Genomic DNA, 15,483 nt, shown 5'->3' with positions numbered 1-15,483 from the left:
CGCCCCAAACAGCACGATCCGGGCCTGCGCCGGCAGCAGAATATCCATTGCAGCGCTTAGACAGTTTGGCAACGCTCGCTGGGGCCGAGAGGTCTGGCCTGCCAGTGGTTTCGATTAGGCGCTCAATCGCCCCAACTGCTGTAAAAATCGTTGCTGCTCTTCAGGGCCAAACTGCTCACCGATATGTGCGTGCGCTTCAACCGCTGGGGTCAACAAACAAAGCGAGGGAACCTGCTGGCCATGAATACGTGTCGGATCAGATTCGCGCTTGGAACGGCATGGTGCGTAGCCCGTGCTTGCGTGCTGGAAAGGGGGCCTGTTCGTGAATGCTCGTGTACCCAGATAACGAACGAGCACCTGCGCTGCCGTGGCTGTCGGCGCTCTGATGCATTGTCGTGGCGGCGCCCTGCCTGGCGGCCGCCGCCCTGGGCAAACCTGATGTTGTCCTTGTGTGGCGGAGCGGATCGAGAGAGCAACGGAGGGGAGGGAACTGCCGCGGCACGGACCCTTGAAAGGGGCTCGGGTTTGTCGGCGAGTTCGGCATCGCGCAGGCCGTCACCTCGATCACTGGCGGCCACGGAGGCAAGGTGAGTTCGGCGCAGGGTGTGTGTCACGTCAGCCAAGGAGCTCGGCGTTGCTGACATTCCTTCGGCAGAATGTCGGCCATGGCGCCTGATAGAATGCGCCTCAGCGGCGGATGAGGCCGAACCGATGCGCCTCGTCCAGCAAGTCTCGGACGGAAGAGGTGATCCATTTTCTTGCGCTTCCCTTCGGCCGTTCTCCCAGTTTGTCCAGTTCGGCGGCAATCTCGCGAAGCGACAGATTAGGATCGGCGATCGCGATCGCCGCCACCAATTGCATTAAATGGTTTTCGGGGGCGCGACGCGGGGATCGGGCGAGGAGATCATTTTCCGCGAGCTTTGCGCGGACCATGCGATGCACGGCGCGACGAAGGCGTTCGACGGTCCAGTCCTGGCCACGTCGGTTGAGAACTCGAACGACATTTTCCCAACTATGCTGAGGCCGGAGTTGCCGCACCATCGGAAGCCACGCCTGTGAAGACGCGATCAGTTCATCGAGATAGAGCTTCTCGCGCGCCTTTGAAACTGCTGCAATCGCCTCCGGCCGCCGTTCTCGAAGACCCGGGTTTCCAGGCAGCCTGCCCCGAGCCTTCGCGGCCTTGATGCCCGCTTTGGTTCGCTCGGCGTTCAGCGAACGCTCGAGCCTTTCGACGGCATCGAGGACCGCAACGGAAAACATGCCTTGCGGAGTTGAGGTATCGATCGGATCGTGGATTGACCGAAAATGCACCCCACGATGTTCAAGATCCCGGATTACTTGCAGCAAATGGCTCACGGAGCTGGCCAGCCGATCGAGACGCAAGACGACGAGGACGTCTCCCGATGTGAGCTCGCCCAGCAATTTGGTCAAGACAGGCCGAGCGCGCGAAACGCCGGTGCCATGCTCCTGATAGATCCGATCGCAGCCGGCCCGCCGCAGCTCGTCCAGTTGGGTATCGTTGGCCTGGTCATCCGCCGACACGCGGGCGTAACCGACTAGCCGCTGCAGAGGTTCGACATCAGCTGTTTGTTGCTTCGCCATCGCGCTTTCGACCCACCGCTTGATTGAGGAAAGAAAGTGCGTGAGAAACAGGTGAGTTGCAAGCGTGTTTTATAGCGAAAATGGGAGGCCATCAGACGCAAACTGGAAGGGAATATGGTCGGTAGATCATAGATGAAGGAGAAAACGCTCCTACGGGTTTCTGTGGGCGAAATCGCGCTGACTGGAAGCTCCAAACGAAGTCGCAAGGCGTCGTAACTCATTGGAAGGAAAATCTGGATATTAAAGGGAGACGGATAGCGCTCACTCTGGACCAGCCCCTTCGGTCAGTCCATTCTACCTTGCAGGTGATTCTCCCCGTGCTGATCCGGGGACCGAGGCTTTGCGTTTTCGGAGCTATCACTATCCATACCTGATACTTATCGATAGTGAAGGAGCGTGAAAATCGACGTCCGAACGACGGAAGCATGATAGCAATTGACTTCCGTTTATGAAATTTAATACGTTAATTCACATCGTTAATAATCGCTTAACACGACCAGACGGGTGTTTGGGGGGTAACCGGGGCAGATTTGGGGGCGGTGCCGATGAGATCGGCAAAAGCTCTATATGCGCAGCCTAGCACAGACGGGTTGAATCGCGGAAGCACGGCGGTTTTCGGTCATCGAGATGGGAGCAGTCTTGCGACATCGCTATCGAGCGATTGCCACCAACTCCCGGTCCAACGAAGCGACGAAGGTTCACCCAAACTATTGCTTCGCATGCACCGTGGGGCGCACAATCTAACTGGCTCGCGAAGCCAAGGACGACGCCGGGGCGGTCCATGGAGTCCTCACCAGCAACAGCACTTTGGGTGACCTTTTCGGTTCTATTGATGGGTCTCTTCGCATCGAGCGACGCCCACATGGCGGCTGGCGGTTGGACCTACCCACCCGCCTGTTGCAATGGCAACGATGTCGATGGTGACTGCCAGGCGATACCGAGTTCGGACGTCACGGAAGGGCCATTCGGATTCGCAATTCAACTGCATCCGGGGAACCATCATCTCGTGACCCGAAATCAGCTATTGCTGATCCCTTACGGAACGGAGATCCCATCTCACGACTGCGACTATCACATCTGCCTTCAACCAACTGATGATCCTTCTGAAGCTGCGGGAATGGGGCAGAACGGAAAATATCGCGTGAACTGCTTCTTCGCGCCCCCGGACAGCGTTTGATTGGTAATTCTCTCGTCGTTCCGCGCGTCGACGCTGAACTAAGGCTGCCGTTTGCAAAGTGGAAATTTGTGTTCAAGCCTTAGCCGCGACCAGAGTGGCCAGCGGTGGGATGGGCTCGCCCTTGATCCCGAGGCGATCGCCGAGATAGTGCCAGAACGACAGCCCGAGCTTGCGGCAGGTTTTCATCAGCCCCAGCATGGTGTCGCGCGCCACGCGGCCATCTCGGCTCATCGTGCCACCGGAGACCTTTCGTTTGGTGACGAAGCTGCGCAGATCGTTCTCCGACGCATTGGTGTGGAGCGGCGTTCCCGGTCGTTCCAGCGCCTTGAGCAATTCGTCCTTGCGGCGCAACAGACGCGCCAAGAGCTTGTCGAGATCCTCATAGCCAGTGCTGAGCGAGAAGATGCGGTCGAAGCGTTTGTGAAACGCGGCAGTCAGCCCAGGCGGTGGCTTCCGTTTGACGCTCTTCAGCGCCCGGTAGAACTGCCACATGAGATCGCGCACCGTCTCGACCAGACGCACCTGCCGCGGCGTTGTCGGCATTAGCTTTTGCAGCAGCCGCTCCGAGTGGACCCAACAGAGCGCATGGCTGCCGACCCGAAACTGACCGGCGTCGTCGGAGACGATGACGGTATCCCCGATGAGACCATGATGGCGGATTGATCCCCAGATGCCGGCTTCCGCCAGCACGCGCACCGCTTGGCGGTCGAAGATGTCGACGCCTTGGCTCGCCAGATATTCGAGACATGGCACCTGGTTGCAAAAGCATCTGGGTTCATGGCTGCGGATTTTGGCGACCAGCGCCGGATTGATGCGGCGGTTATCGAGGTAGTCGAACGCCGCGGTGTTGAGGACGTAATCCTGATAATTGCCTCTCAGAAGCGACAGGAAGTTTAGCCGCGATTTTGCGGCTGTCGTGCGGAAGCTCGTGAACTGGGCGCCGCCGATCTGGGTCGTGTGGAAATTGGCGCGCGCATGACGGGCACCGGTATCGTCGACGGTGATATAGGGCGCAGTGACCAATCCGGCATGCAGCACTGCCCCATCCTCGGCCACAAAGCCCTCCAGCCCCTTAGTGACAAACCGCACGACCTGGCGTTTGGAGACGGCGACGCCGACATCGTTGAGCAACGTCGTCAGCCGTTCCGTCGTCACCTGGCCCTGCGCGTGCAACATCAGGCAAAGCCGCCTGAGGTTCGCGCCGTAGCTGCCGATAACGCCTTCAGGCAATGGCGCCAGCAGTATCTTGCCGTCCGGTGTCAGCCAGCACTCGCGCCGGTAATGAATGATTTCAGCCGAGATCACCAGGTCACGCACATGGCAGCTCTTGTAGCCCTTGAAACGGGAACCTGGAGGAGGAGCACAAAGCCGTAGGACTTCCTCGCGGTTCACCCGTTTGATGTCGAGCTTCGGGCCGCGCGGCTTCTTCTTGGCTGCGGGCGGATCATCCTGTTTGAAATCCGTCGCCTTCTCCATGCCTGACGGGCGAAACGGCGGCCGCGGCGGCAGGTTCTTCAGTCTGGCGATCTCGTCGCGTAAGAGTTGGTTCTCCACCTTCAGGCGCGTGTTTTCCTGGCGCATCGCTGCATTCTCTTCGCGAAGCTCCGCGTTCTCGGCGCGAAGCTTCGTGACTTCTGCGGAGAGCTCCCTGACCTCACTGACCAGGCCCGTCACAAGCGAACGCAACGCGTTCAGCGATAGCGTGTCGGCGTGCTCGGGTGAGGGGAGGCGCTTCTTCGGCATGACCGAAGCGAATCTGATTTGCGCCCAAGGCGGAATCCTTGACCCATCGCCGACGGCTCATATCGCCCGCTTATGCACAGATCTTACATAGCGGCCGCGAAAGGACGCCACCGAATGTGCCCCGGTTACGCTGATGAGGTAGGCGAATCCTAGCCGCCTGCCGTTTGGGTACCTACGCCACCTCAGCACAAACGAAAGTGCTGAAGCGCCCCACTGGATAAGTCATGGCGAGCGCTGACCGAATGACCGAAGCCGTTGTTTGTGGGGCAACGACTAATGTAAGGCCAGTCTAAAGTCTGTTGTGACGTTGTGTTTCGTATTTCCAGCTGAAATATGTTGAAATAGCTTACATCAGTCCGAGCGTGTCATTCTATATAGAAAGACGACTACAATATTGTCCCAGAAGCCGCGCCTCGGGTTTGGAAATGCAACTTCTTCAGAAAGGAGAACCGATGGCTCTTCGTGGATCCACACTGCAGACCTTTCTGGTATTAAGCGCATAGTGAACGTGTACCCCCCGACAGTTTTCCCTTTTCTTGAATTGGATCGACGTGATGTCTGACAACAAGAATGCCGGCGCACCTCCGAGTGCACAGGACCTCAGAATGCAGATGCTCCAGCGTGAAATGGACGAGATGGACAAGGAGCGGCGACTAAAATCCATCGAAGAGCAAAAGCTCGCCGACTTTGCCGCGGATTTTCTCAAGAAGCATGTAACGGAAGAGGAAATCGCCATCGTTCGCCGGCTGGTCGCGAACGCCGTGAAGGCCGGCAAGTTCGAAGCGATGGTCTACAGCTTCCCGTCCGAGCTTTGCACCGACAGCGGCCGCGCGATCAACAGCGGCGACCGGGATTGGCCGAACACGCTGCAGGGAAAAGCAAAAGAGTTCTTTGACCGCTATCAGGCCTTCGGCAAGCCAAGTGGCTACAAGTTGAAGGCGATGATCATCAACTTCCCGGGTGGCGTGCCCGGTGACGTCGGGTTCTTCTTGAACTGGGCTCCCGAAAAAGCCTGAGTACGACCGTCCCGGCGTCGCATCGCGTTGTCTGCGGCCCGTCCCGATCGAAAGCGTTCAAAGCCCGCACCTTTGGTGCGGGCTTTTCAGTCTTATAAAACGTCGGGCACGTTTCTACGCACGTGGTCGTCCGCCGCAAAGTCATCCGGCCGTTTCTGGCGCTTGCCGAGATCGGGCTCCGAGAATTTCACGCGCTCGTATGGGATCGACGAGAGAATGTGCGAGATGCAGTTGATGCGGGCACGCTTCTTGTCATCCGACGGTACGATCCACCAGGGCGCGAAATCGGTGTCCGTCATACGGATCATCTCGTTGTAGGCGCGGGTATAATCCCACCAGCGGCGATAGGATTCGACGTCCATCGGGCTGAGCTTCCACTGGCGCAGCGGATCGGCAATGCGCTGCCGGAAGCGCTTTTCCTGCTCCTTCTCGCTGACGTCGAGGAAGTATTTGAGCAGGATGATGCCGCTTTCGACCATGGCCGCTTCGAAACGCGGCGCGAGCTCGAGGAAGCGTCGGGCACTGTCATCCGAGCAGAAACCCATAACGCGCTCGACGCCGGGGCGGTTGTACCAGGAGCGATCGAAGATCACGATCTCGCCGGCGGCGGGCAGGTGCTGGATATAGCGCTGCATGTAGATCTGTGACTTCTCGCGGTCGGTCGGCGCCGGCAGCGCGGTCACGCGGAAGACGCGTGGGCTGACACGCTCGGTCAGCCGCTTGATCACGCCGCCCTTGCCGGCCGCATCGCGGCCTTCGAAGACAATGACGATGCGCGCGCCGGTTTTCTTCACCCAGGCCTGCAGATGCGCCGTTTCCTGCTGCAGCCGGGCGAGTTCCTTCGCGTAGTCATCGGACGAGCGCTCCTCGGACGTCGTTGCGTCGGCGGCGATCTCGTCTACGCTCTTGTCTTTGCCCTTCTTCTTCTTGCCGTCATGCTTTGCCATCATTTCCTCCGGTGAATAAATCTATTCCCCTCTGACCTCGGAGACGTACGCCTCGTAGCCAAACAGGGGATCGTGGCTCAACTCCTTGCCATCGAAACGCGCGATGAAATCTTCAAGGTCGACTTGACGCGAAAAGCCCATAGCCACCGCAGACATGCTTTCGATGTCGCCGTCTTCGTCTTCGTAAGTCGCGCAAAATTCTAGGACGCCCAAGCGTTCGAAGTTTGCCTGCATGTGAAATGAAAGCCAAACTAGGTATTCCAGTGGGTAGCCGGGATTTCCACCATACGTGACAATGAACGGATAGCCCGAGCAGAACCGGTGGATAAAAACTTCGCCGTCGGTGGCGAAGACGAGAAGATCATCGTCTTCGCCAAGGTCGTGAAGCTCGATTTGCAAATCATGTTTGCGCAAGGCAACATAGCCGCCAAGCCGGTCCCACGGCAGGGACGTCAAGATGATGTCGCGCCACCTTGAGACGGCGTCGTCGAGATTGATGCGGTTCAGAAACATGAAATTCCGATCTCCTCAATCTGCCGTCATAAGGTGGTAGAAGGAGCAGGTGAGTACGTCTGCAACATTCACTTCGGCAGGAATTATGGCCTAAGCGTTGCACTATGGAAGATACGTAACAGTTACATTGGAAGCCTCGCTTGATCTTCTCCGTCCCCAAGTTTGAGGAGCGTCTCGGGTAGGCTCGGTTACTCGTCTGATCGTTGAGATGGCGAGCAAGCTGTCGGAAAAAAAACAGCAACGACCTATGAGCTCCGTCTGAGTGAGCTCAATCTCAAGGAGGTTCGCGGCTTCGTGGGAGAGGCGCTTGGGGCAAGTCCGGATGCAACCAGAGAGGTCGAGAAGGGCCGTTTCATCGTAGCCTGCCGGAGCCACCTGCTCCTCGCCCTTGCGACGCGCCCCCTCGGGGCGGTTCAACCGGGAGGCAGCCGCATTCCATCCCAACCTTCGCCATTGGCGGGTTTGATAAACCGCACTTTTTTCGGCCCCTCAAGACGTCCATCCGGAAAGCGCATTGACAGGTTCGGGCTGTCGACAGGTTCGCCGGTTCTGAAAGAGACGAGCTGCGAATAGTGATCGAAGTTGCAGACATACTGCCGCCCCGGCACTTCCACCTCGCAGCCGGTCTTCACGACCCGTTTCAGCCTCACTTCCAGTTCTCCGAACTTACAACGTATATACTCGTCAGGCGGGTAGCGTCCCGGAGAGCACCGCATTGCTGCGAACGTGTCATTAAACCCTTCGACGACGGCATACATGTATTTGGCCATATCGTCGGCGCTCGGCTCGTTGCGATCGGCCTCGCCGGCAATACTCTCGACTTTGACCTCAGCAAGCGCGGCCAGTCTGCGGCCCTCCGCGGCAACGGCAGCAAGGGCAGGGGAAGTGTTTCGCAGGCCGAGTACGTTGAAAATCACGTTCTCAGTGGCGTCCCGCGGCTTTGCCTGGCCGCGGGCGGTGGCAAGCGCCGAGCGAAACTCGATGGCTATGCCAGGCATAGCTTCGAGGTCTGCAATCCGCTGGAACAGGGGCGCAAGCAGGTCTTCCTGATCGAGCACCCCGAATGCATGTTCCAGCGATTGGCGGTAATCCTCGATCGGGGCAATCGCTGCGCGGGCTTCGGCGAGGCCCTCGAGAGAGGATGGCATCTTGGGTGCCATCGCAGCGATTTCTGTCAGTTTTGGCCTCAGCACGTCCGCCACTCGCTTCTTGCAGGCGCTATAGACGCGCTGCTTGATGTCGTCCGGCCAGTCTGACTTTTCCGCCTGACCATAGATTCGCAACGCAACTCCAATGCCTCGAGGAAAGTCCCTCGGACCAGCCTCCAGTTCCTCCAGCAAGGCTGCCGAGCGAATACTCCCGCGCGCCGCCGTAATCTCCTCCAGCAGCGCGAGTTTGGTGGCGCGATCGACATAGCTCGTTACGACTTCGGTTTCGAGCATTTTCCACCAGCTCGGATCATTGACGTGCTTCTGAACGTAATCCTGCGTTCTCGCGCGAACCGCGTTTATCCACTTTGGTCCTTTTCTGTCCTGCACCTTCTGCGCCAGCGGCGGCGGCGGTTTCTTGAAGGGCTTCTGGAAGGTCGCCCTGAAGCCGCCCGGTTTACATCCCACAGGCCGTCCTTGAATCTGAGGCGGACCGCTCCCCACGCTGATCACTTGCCCTTGCAGCTCGACCGCTCTGAAACCTGGTGGCTGATGGATCCAGGCGCCCGGCGTCAGTTCGAACGTGCCATCGGGCTTAGAGGTGCCCACAACGTGATAGCTTGCCTTGTTCCACCCGGCGCGCACCTCGAAAACGCCCTCGATCTGGCCGCTAGCCGTTTCTTTGATGTCCAGGATCATCCGGCTGTTTCTGGCCTGGCCGCAGGTGAACACACCTCTCCATTCGCCAACCAAGCTCTCCGCCGCCAGAGCCGATGTCCCGAAGCTCAGCAGGAGAAATGACGCAAAAAGCCACTGTTTCATCTCATTCTCCCTGGTTTCCGGCTCGGGTGACGCCCGGCCTTGTCGCAACGCGAGTGCTTCTGTCACGACCGTTACTTCCCGCATCCTACGCGCCGAGCCCTGGACCACAATTCATCCGTTCGGATGAAAGCGCTGGTCTCGCATCAGGTGCGGAGCGCAATCGCCAGGAGCCGGGTGCAACGAGCGTTCGGTCGGGCGACCGGTAACGCTGGAAGCCGGCGTCTCCAAGGCTAGCTGCGATGCTGTGCAACAACGGTCACGGAGCCATTGCCTAACCAGTCGTCCCCGCATTGTCGCCCACAAGTCTCACTCAAGCAGAATGCAATATAACAGCCTCAATCTTCAGGGGTCTGTTCGATGACGTATGTATTCGAAGTGGTCGACGAAGCGGGTGCGGTTCGCAACTATGTTGCCAAGTTCATGCGTCGCGAGGCGGACAAATTGGTCGTAGAATACCGCGGACTTCAGGTGCGGTTCGCAATCGCGCATATCCGCGACTGGTGCGCCGTGGAATAAAAGCAGCGTCGCTCCGAAGGAATTCGCGAGGGGTAGAAATGCCGAGGCGAGGAAAGATCTTAGGTCTCATAGCGCAGAGTGACGTCCGCATTGACGGGCTGCGTATTCCTCCCGGGCTCTACTCGGCGACAGTGAGGACGTCTCTCTCCGGCCAGCACCGGAAGAGAACCCTAGAGACCAAGCGCCAGGAAGCGCTCTGGCGCCAAAGTCAGATACTCAGGCAGTGTGCCGAGGTGTCGACGACCAGGAGACTCAGCCACTACGATCTTCAAGATGAGCCCGACGATTAGGGGCTTCGCTCTTCGTTCCAGTGCGCTTCGCCGCCCATGCCCGGTTCGTCATAGACGAGTGCGTCGGCAAGCGTGCTTACGTCCTCGGAAATATCGAGGCTTTCCGGATCGAGCAGGCATGGTCAAACAGCGCCTTGTCGCCATCGCGCATGAGGAAACCTGGCAACTCCCGGCGCAACCACTCCCGTAGCCGAAGGGGTGCAGCACATGCGCCAAGAAGGATCTTGCGCCGCGCATTCCGTCCTATTGCGCTCTTCCGGGTCAGCGAGGCGCTGGGTGATCGACTTGCGTGCCCTTCGGTACTCCTGATGCTTGTGTCGGCTTGAGAGTTTCTGCCATTGCGCGTTGTGCGCTGAAGGTATCCGACGACGCGGAACGGCCGGAGTCCCGGTTTAACTGTTACGTACTTCCCTATTTGTCGTAATTCGCGATGATGTTTGCTGACGTCGCGGAAGATTTGAGGTTCGAAGCGGTGTGTCTGGCGCCATCTGCCTCATGCGAGTGTGAACACTTCCGCGTCCGCAATGCAATGAGTAATCCTGCGTGGGCCCGCGTGGTCATTGGAGGGCGCATGAGCTTGTTGGAACTGGGGCGGGCTCGGCTGGCTATGGTGTTGCCACATCATCGCGAGCAATTGCGGAGTGCAATGGATGATTACAGCCGTGAACTTTTCGAGGCCTACGCCTTAGCGTCGACGACACTCGACAATCTCGAGCGAGAGATATCGAGGCGTGAGGATTTAATAGATGAGTATCATCAAATCTGCCTGGATTTGCGGGCGGAAGTGCTAACGATGCTCACATCGAATATGGGTAAGACGTGATCTGGAAGAAGCGGAAAATCGCTTCCCGTCGTCATGGCGCTAGCTGCTGTAGTGCGAAGGCCGGCAAGGCAACTGCGGGCATGTCCACTCGCGCTGTCGTTATGTTCCTGATGAGCGCAACTCTCGCTCCAACAATCGTAGTAGCCTCAACCTCAGAGGAGGAACTGGTCAGCAGCCTTCAATTGTGCGCTTCCCGATTAGAAGCAGGCAGTGATTACGGGAGCTATGTCGAAGGGTTTGAACACGCTCAGGGCGTTGTGAGTGGCGCGCTCGAGTTCATGCGCCGCCGAGTTGGTTCGTCCGAAAATGGCGGAAGCGCCCAGGCTGCGAAGCAGCAGTTCGCCGCAGATCTTTTGAACAACCCGATGCAAGCTCGGTCGCGAGTCGCGGCCCTTGTGGCGGAGTGCTTGCAACACGCGGAGGCGACTGAAGCCATATTCAATGGAGCGGAGGCAAGTCGCGCAAGCGAGCTTGAAGCTGCGGCGAACGCACAGCGGGACGCGGTTGCGCGTGCCGTAAGCGAATCCGAACGGGCGGACCAGGCGGAACGACGGGCAATCGCTGCAGAAGCGGCGGCAGAACGAGCAAAGGCCGAGATCGTCATTCTCAAAGAGGAGCACCGCAGAAGGGCAGCAGCGAAGTCGTTTTCAAGCGAAAACAGTGGGCAGAGCGACGGGAATGAGAACTCCGTTTCACTGAACGTGCGGGAAAACGTGCAGCGTGCGCTTCGGGCAAATGGCTACAATATCTTCGAGAGCGCCGAAAAGATGAATTGCAGCTGGACCGGTTCGGCGCACCTATGCAAGCGGCCGAGCGGTGGGACGACAGTCAGCGTTGCGTCCGATCCATATCGGATCCGCATTCTCAACGCAGACGCTACCATCGATTGTTTGAGGCTCCGCAAAGGAGAAATGGTCGCGCAAGGCAGTGGTGACGAATGCCAGTGACCAACCCATTGCCTTTAAGCTGAGGCAGCTGGCCAAAGTAGATCCTTTTCAACTACGCGCGCTATGAAGCTTGCAAGCTCGCAAGATCGACCTAGCGCGAGAAGCTTGCCGCCACGGCTTTCATATGTTCGTCTCTGGTAAGCAGGCGGCCGGCATGGCTGCCGGCCGCCCGATCGGCTAGCTGATCTTCAGGCCTTTGGCGGCCTGGTAGGTCTGGACGTAACCGCGCGCCACCGAGCGCACGGCGCGGCCGATCTGCGAATAGGCTTCGTCATTGAGGTTGGCGAAGGAGACGCGTGCCGACCAACTGGGCGCATCGAAACCCGAGCCGTTGAGCAGCACGATGCCGTGGTCCTCGGCAAGCCGGAAGGGAATGTCGAGCGGGTGGATGTTGTCCTTCACCCAGGTGACGACATCCTCGCCGACATATTTGCGCAGCCAGAACTCGAAGTCGATGATGCCGTAATAGTGGTCGAAATAGATGCCCGGATTGGACTCGACCCCCATGCCCTCGATCAGGTTCCAGAAGCGCTTGGTGCAGATGGCGATGCAGGCCTTCTGGTAAGCCTTCTCGACGTCCATCAGCTCGACCAGGCCGAAGAGCGTCATCATCACCTGCTGGGGCAGCGACAGGCCGGCGGTGTGGTTCAGCGCCACGTCGCGGCTGTCGGCGACGATGCGGTCGATGAACTTCACCTCGCGCGGCTTCGGCGTCATCGCCTTGTAGCGTTTTTCGAGGAGCTTCTGGATCGGTTCGCCATGGGCCTTGATCTTCTCGTCGAAGATGTTGTCCTCGGCGACGGCAATGACGCCGAGGCGCCAGCCGGTGCAGCCGAAGTACTTCGAATAGGAGTAGACGCCGATCGTGTTGCGCGGCAGATGCCCAAGCAGCGACTGGAAGCCCGGAACGAAGGTGCCGTAGACGTCGTCCGTCAGCACGATCAGGTCGGGGCGCTTCTTGTTGACGAGATCGACAAGGCGCTTGATCGAATCCGGATCCATCGCCACGGCGGACGGGTTGCCGGGGTTGACCAGGAACAACGCCTTCACCTTGGGGTTCTCCAGCGCCTTGATGTCTTCGTCGGTGAACTGGAACCGGTCCTCCTGCTCGGCGCTGACGTTGATGGTCTTGAGATCGTAGTCCTCCAGCTCCGGCATTTCGAGATAGGGCGTGAAGATCGGCGTTCCGAGCGCGATCGTGTCGCCGGCGTTAAGCAGGCGGGCGTTCTTCAGTGCCTTGAAGATGTAGCACATGGCGGCGGTGCCGCCTTCGACCGGGTAAAGGTCGAACTTTGCCTTCGGTCGGTGGCCGGCGCACATCGCCCACATCAGGTATTCGTGGGTGATGATCTCGTTGTGGTGCAGCGCCCGATCGGGAACCGGATAGTTGTCGCCGATGATCGAGTCCGTGAGCTCGTGCACGAAGGCGTCCGCATCGAAGCGGAAGGTGGTGATGGCGTAGTTGACGGCGTCGGAAAGCGTCTTTGCCGGCGGGATGCCTTCATCCTCTTCGTCCCAGTCGGCCGTGTTTTGCAGCAGCTTCTTCGTCCACTTTTCGAACCGTGCGTGGGCGCCGTCCTTCGGCGGCATGCCGGCCACGCCGGCCTTCGGGTCGTAATAGGCGCGCTTGGCTTCCGTCAGCGCAAACTGGCCGAGCAGGAAGAAGGCCTCGCGAGCGCGTGTCGCCGTCCAGTTCGGGTTGCCGCGGCCGGCATTGAGGAAAGCCTTGGCGGATTTCTGTGAGCTCGACTTGGCGAGCTTGATCAGTTCGTCCTTGATTTCGAACGGGCTGAGATCGGATAGGCTGTCGTAGAAATTTCTGTCCAACATGGTTCACACTCCCTATGAACGATAAGCTTAGTTGCCTGTGCCCCTGAGGCCAGAACGGCGTAATGACAGCAGTCAGCAGCATGTTGCCGGTCATGCCCTGGGCAAAATGCGGCATAGAAGTTCCCGCATGCTCCTGGCATCCTTATCGTCAATCGTCGACGACGTTCCACTTGTCGTCGGGATCAAAGCGGTCGATGAAGGGCACGATTGCTTCCGTGCTCGGCCCGAGGTCGCGCTCGTAGACGATGCCCTGCTGGTTGACGACGAAGGTCTTCACGCCCGTCTCCGCATAGGTGACCGGCCAGGCGATCAGCGCAAAGCCGCCGATCATGTTGCCGTTGATCACATAGTCGTAGCGACCGCCGGCAATGTTGTCGCCCTGCGAGGTCAGGATACGGAAGCGGTAGCCGAAGTATCCTTCGCCAGCCTTTGCCTTTTCCAGGGCCGCTTCGCTGATCGAGTCTCCGACGGGGCTTTCGCCATCCCCCTGGTCGGCCGGCCAATAGAGACCGTCGGTCTGGCCGGGCGTGCTGATCAGCTTCTGGGCATATTCGAGCACGCCGTCGGAGTCGCGATCCTCAGAGGCGTATTCCTTCTGGGCATCGACATAGGCCTCGACCGTGTCGATCGCCTGCAACTCGTTCTCACCGACGCGACGATTGACGATCTCTTCGAGCCCGACATAGGTATCGAAGGCCCATTTGCCGTCATCGCCCTTGGTGAGCGGGAAGGGCAAGGGCCAGAGCCGGTCGCCGATCTGCAGGATCTTTCGACCCTCCAGATCGCGAACGACGACATTGCGCGCTGCCCCTTCGCGGATAAGAGCGAACGTATCCTTCACCCCTTCGCTGTCTTTCAGCTTCTCCGCATTAAGCCCCAAAAGTTTTGCGAGGCCGTCGAAATCATCGGCGGCCAGCCTGGCCTTGAATTCACCGATGGCTTTGTCCGGATCGTCGAAGACCGGCGGGTCTTCTGCGGCGGCATAGGCATCCAGCCCACCCACCATCTGGTCCGCCGGCGGCTGATCGGCCGACGGTTGGTCTCCTGCAGGCTGATCGCCGGCAGCTTGATCGCCAGCAGGTTTATCGGCAGGCGGTTTGTCCTGCGAATAGGCGGAGCCGATCGGCGTCGCTACCAGAACCAGCGCCATCGCTGATCCCAGGAGAAGGGAATTGAAGAGCTTTGTCATGGTCGTTCTCCTGTGATCCGATCAACGTCTGCGGCCGCCGCCGCCGCGTCCGCCACCGCCACGGTGCATCGGCGGCCGGCCGCCACCACGGCTCATCTGTGGCCGCCCACCGCCGCGATGACCACCGCCAAGGCTTTGCCCGCCGCGGCGTGACGAAGCGACCTCACGCCGTCCGGAATTGACATTGCCAAGGCCCGATGGCTTCTTCGGCCGGTTCTGCGCCTTTGCCGCCATCTTCTTCTTGCCACCACTGCGGTTGACCTGCGACGGCTTGTTGCCCGGGCGATTGATGCTCGGCTTTCCGTCCCCAGCGCGGGCCTTGGCGATCGCCTGACCGCCACCGCCGCCGCCGGGCCGAGCTGCCGGTCTCTGCTGCGCTTTCAGCCCGTCGAGCGTGCTCTTGCGCACATCCCTGATCTGGCCGCCGCCACCTCCGCCGGGCCGTGCGTTCGGCCGGTCGCGATTGATCTCGGCGGCGCGGTTGCGCAGGTTGTTGTTGCCGTTCGCCTTGATGTTGTTCTTGATGCTGTTTCGGTCGAAATGCTGAAGCTGGTCACGGTTGAAGTTGATCTTGCTGCGATCGACATTCTTCCAGTCGACGTCGTTCCACTTCACCTTGCCGTTGATGTTGTTGAAGCAGTTGTTGCAGTCGATGTCCATGTCGCCGCCGTTCCAGCGGCCACCCCAGACGCCCCAATCGTCCCAGTCGACGATCGCGGCGAAGGCCGCACCCGTGACCGCACCGGCGAAGAAGGCCGCACCCGGATACCAGTAGGCGGGATAGGGCTCGTCGTAGTAGCCGATCGGCGCCGGTGCATAGTTCGGCTCGTAGAGCATCTCCGGCGGATACTGCGGCACATAGATGGTTTCCGGATTGGCCGCCTGGATGACGACGTTGTCGCCTTCCTGGACCACCTTTA

13 protein-coding genes and 1 pseudogene are annotated in these 15,483 nt (G+C 59.4%); 5 read left to right on the top strand and 9 right to left on the bottom strand.

The window, feature by feature from the left end:
- Nucleotides 1–687 precede the first annotated feature (687 nt).
- On the bottom strand, nucleotides 688–1,602 hold the full coding sequence (locus IB262_RS33680) for a recombinase family protein (protein WP_112975477.1): 915 nt from the start codon (nucleotides 1,600–1,602) through the stop codon (nucleotides 688–690).
- Between the two features lie 781 nt (nucleotides 1,603–2,383).
- Here IB262_RS33680 and IB262_RS33675 point away from each other — a divergent pair.
- Entirely contained in the window at nucleotides 2,384–2,779 is a 396-nt protein-coding gene (locus IB262_RS33675; RefSeq protein ID WP_192494479.1) for a hypothetical protein, read from the top strand.
- 72 nt (nucleotides 2,780–2,851) lie between these two features.
- Here the strand turns inward: IB262_RS33675 and IB262_RS33670 are convergent, their stop codons facing one another.
- Nucleotides 2,852–4,522: a transposase gene (locus IB262_RS33670; RefSeq protein WP_192494478.1), complete on the bottom strand. Its 1,671-nt coding sequence runs from the start codon at nucleotides 4,520–4,522 to the stop codon at nucleotides 2,852–2,854.
- 554 nt (nucleotides 4,523–5,076) lie between these two features.
- On the opposite strand from IB262_RS33670, the gene IB262_RS33665 reads away from it, so the two are divergent.
- Nucleotides 5,077–5,538: a hypothetical protein gene (locus IB262_RS33665; protein ID WP_034802042.1), complete on the top strand. Its 462-nt coding sequence runs from the start codon at nucleotides 5,077–5,079 to the stop codon at nucleotides 5,536–5,538.
- Nucleotides 5,539–5,630: 92 nt separating this feature from the next.
- Here IB262_RS33665 and ppk2 read toward each other — a convergent pair whose 3' ends face one another.
- From ppk2 to IB262_RS33650, 3 genes are all read right to left on the bottom strand, one after another.
- The gene (gene ppk2, locus IB262_RS33660) at nucleotides 5,631–6,485 is read right to left on the bottom strand and encodes a polyphosphate kinase 2 (protein WP_192494477.1); all 855 of its coding nucleotides are present in this window, start codon (nucleotides 6,483–6,485) and stop codon (nucleotides 5,631–5,633) included.
- Nucleotides 6,486–6,506: 21 nt separating this feature from the next.
- Nucleotides 6,507–6,998, bottom strand: a complete 492-nt coding sequence (locus IB262_RS33655; RefSeq protein WP_192494476.1) for a hypothetical protein — start codon at nucleotides 6,996–6,998, stop codon at nucleotides 6,507–6,509.
- Nucleotides 6,999–7,411: 413 nt separating this feature from the next.
- On the bottom strand, nucleotides 7,412–8,968 hold the full coding sequence (locus IB262_RS33650) for a hypothetical protein (RefSeq protein WP_192494475.1): 1,557 nt from the start codon (nucleotides 8,966–8,968) through the stop codon (nucleotides 7,412–7,414).
- A gap of 357 nt (nucleotides 8,969–9,325) precedes the next feature.
- Here IB262_RS33650 and IB262_RS33645 point away from each other — a divergent pair, with 357 nt between their 5' ends.
- Nucleotides 9,326–9,484 carry a hypothetical protein gene (locus IB262_RS33645; RefSeq protein ID WP_192494474.1) on the top strand — a complete coding sequence of 53 codons (159 nt, stop codon included), beginning with the start codon at nucleotides 9,326–9,328 and terminating at the stop codon, nucleotides 9,482–9,484.
- Nucleotides 9,485–9,663: 179 nt separating this feature from the next.
- Here IB262_RS33645 and IB262_RS36245 read toward each other — a convergent pair.
- Nucleotides 9,664–9,887: pseudogene (locus IB262_RS36245) on the bottom strand (type IV secretory system conjugative DNA transfer family protein); the annotation flags it as partial.
- A 458-nt stretch (nucleotides 9,888–10,345) separates the two neighbouring features.
- On the opposite strand from IB262_RS36245, the gene IB262_RS33640 reads away from it, so the two are divergent.
- Nucleotides 10,346–10,597: a hypothetical protein gene (locus IB262_RS33640; protein WP_192494473.1), complete on the top strand. Its 252-nt coding sequence runs from the start codon at nucleotides 10,346–10,348 to the stop codon at nucleotides 10,595–10,597.
- The gene (locus tag IB262_RS33635; protein ID WP_192494472.1) at nucleotides 10,594–11,544 is read left to right on the top strand and encodes a hypothetical protein; all 951 of its coding nucleotides are present in this window, start codon (nucleotides 10,594–10,596) and stop codon (nucleotides 11,542–11,544) included. The genes IB262_RS33640 and IB262_RS33635 overlap by 4 nt, the downstream gene beginning before the upstream one ends.
- 177 nt (nucleotides 11,545–11,721) lie before the next feature.
- Here IB262_RS33635 and IB262_RS33630 read toward each other — a convergent pair whose 3' ends face one another.
- The 3 genes from IB262_RS33630 to IB262_RS33620 form a co-directional block, all read right to left on the bottom strand.
- Entirely contained in the window at nucleotides 11,722–13,374 is a 1,653-nt protein-coding gene (locus tag IB262_RS33630) for a bifunctional aspartate transaminase/aspartate 4-decarboxylase (RefSeq protein ID WP_051659121.1), read from the bottom strand.
- A 148-nt stretch (nucleotides 13,375–13,522) separates the two neighbouring features.
- A complete protein-coding gene (locus IB262_RS33625) occupies nucleotides 13,523–14,563 on the bottom strand; it encodes a DUF2950 domain-containing protein (protein ID WP_246802819.1) in 1,041 nt (346 codons plus the stop codon).
- A gap of 21 nt (nucleotides 14,564–14,584) precedes the next feature.
- A partial coding sequence (locus IB262_RS33620; protein ID WP_192494471.1) for a DUF3300 domain-containing protein occupies nucleotides 14,585–15,483 on the bottom strand: 899 nt, incomplete at its 5' end.

The organism is Ensifer sp. ENS02 (assembly GCF_014851885.1).
Lineage (GTDB): Bacteria > Pseudomonadota > Alphaproteobacteria > Rhizobiales > Rhizobiaceae > Ensifer > Ensifer adhaerens.
This window is presented reverse-complemented; position numbering and strand designations above follow the sequence as displayed.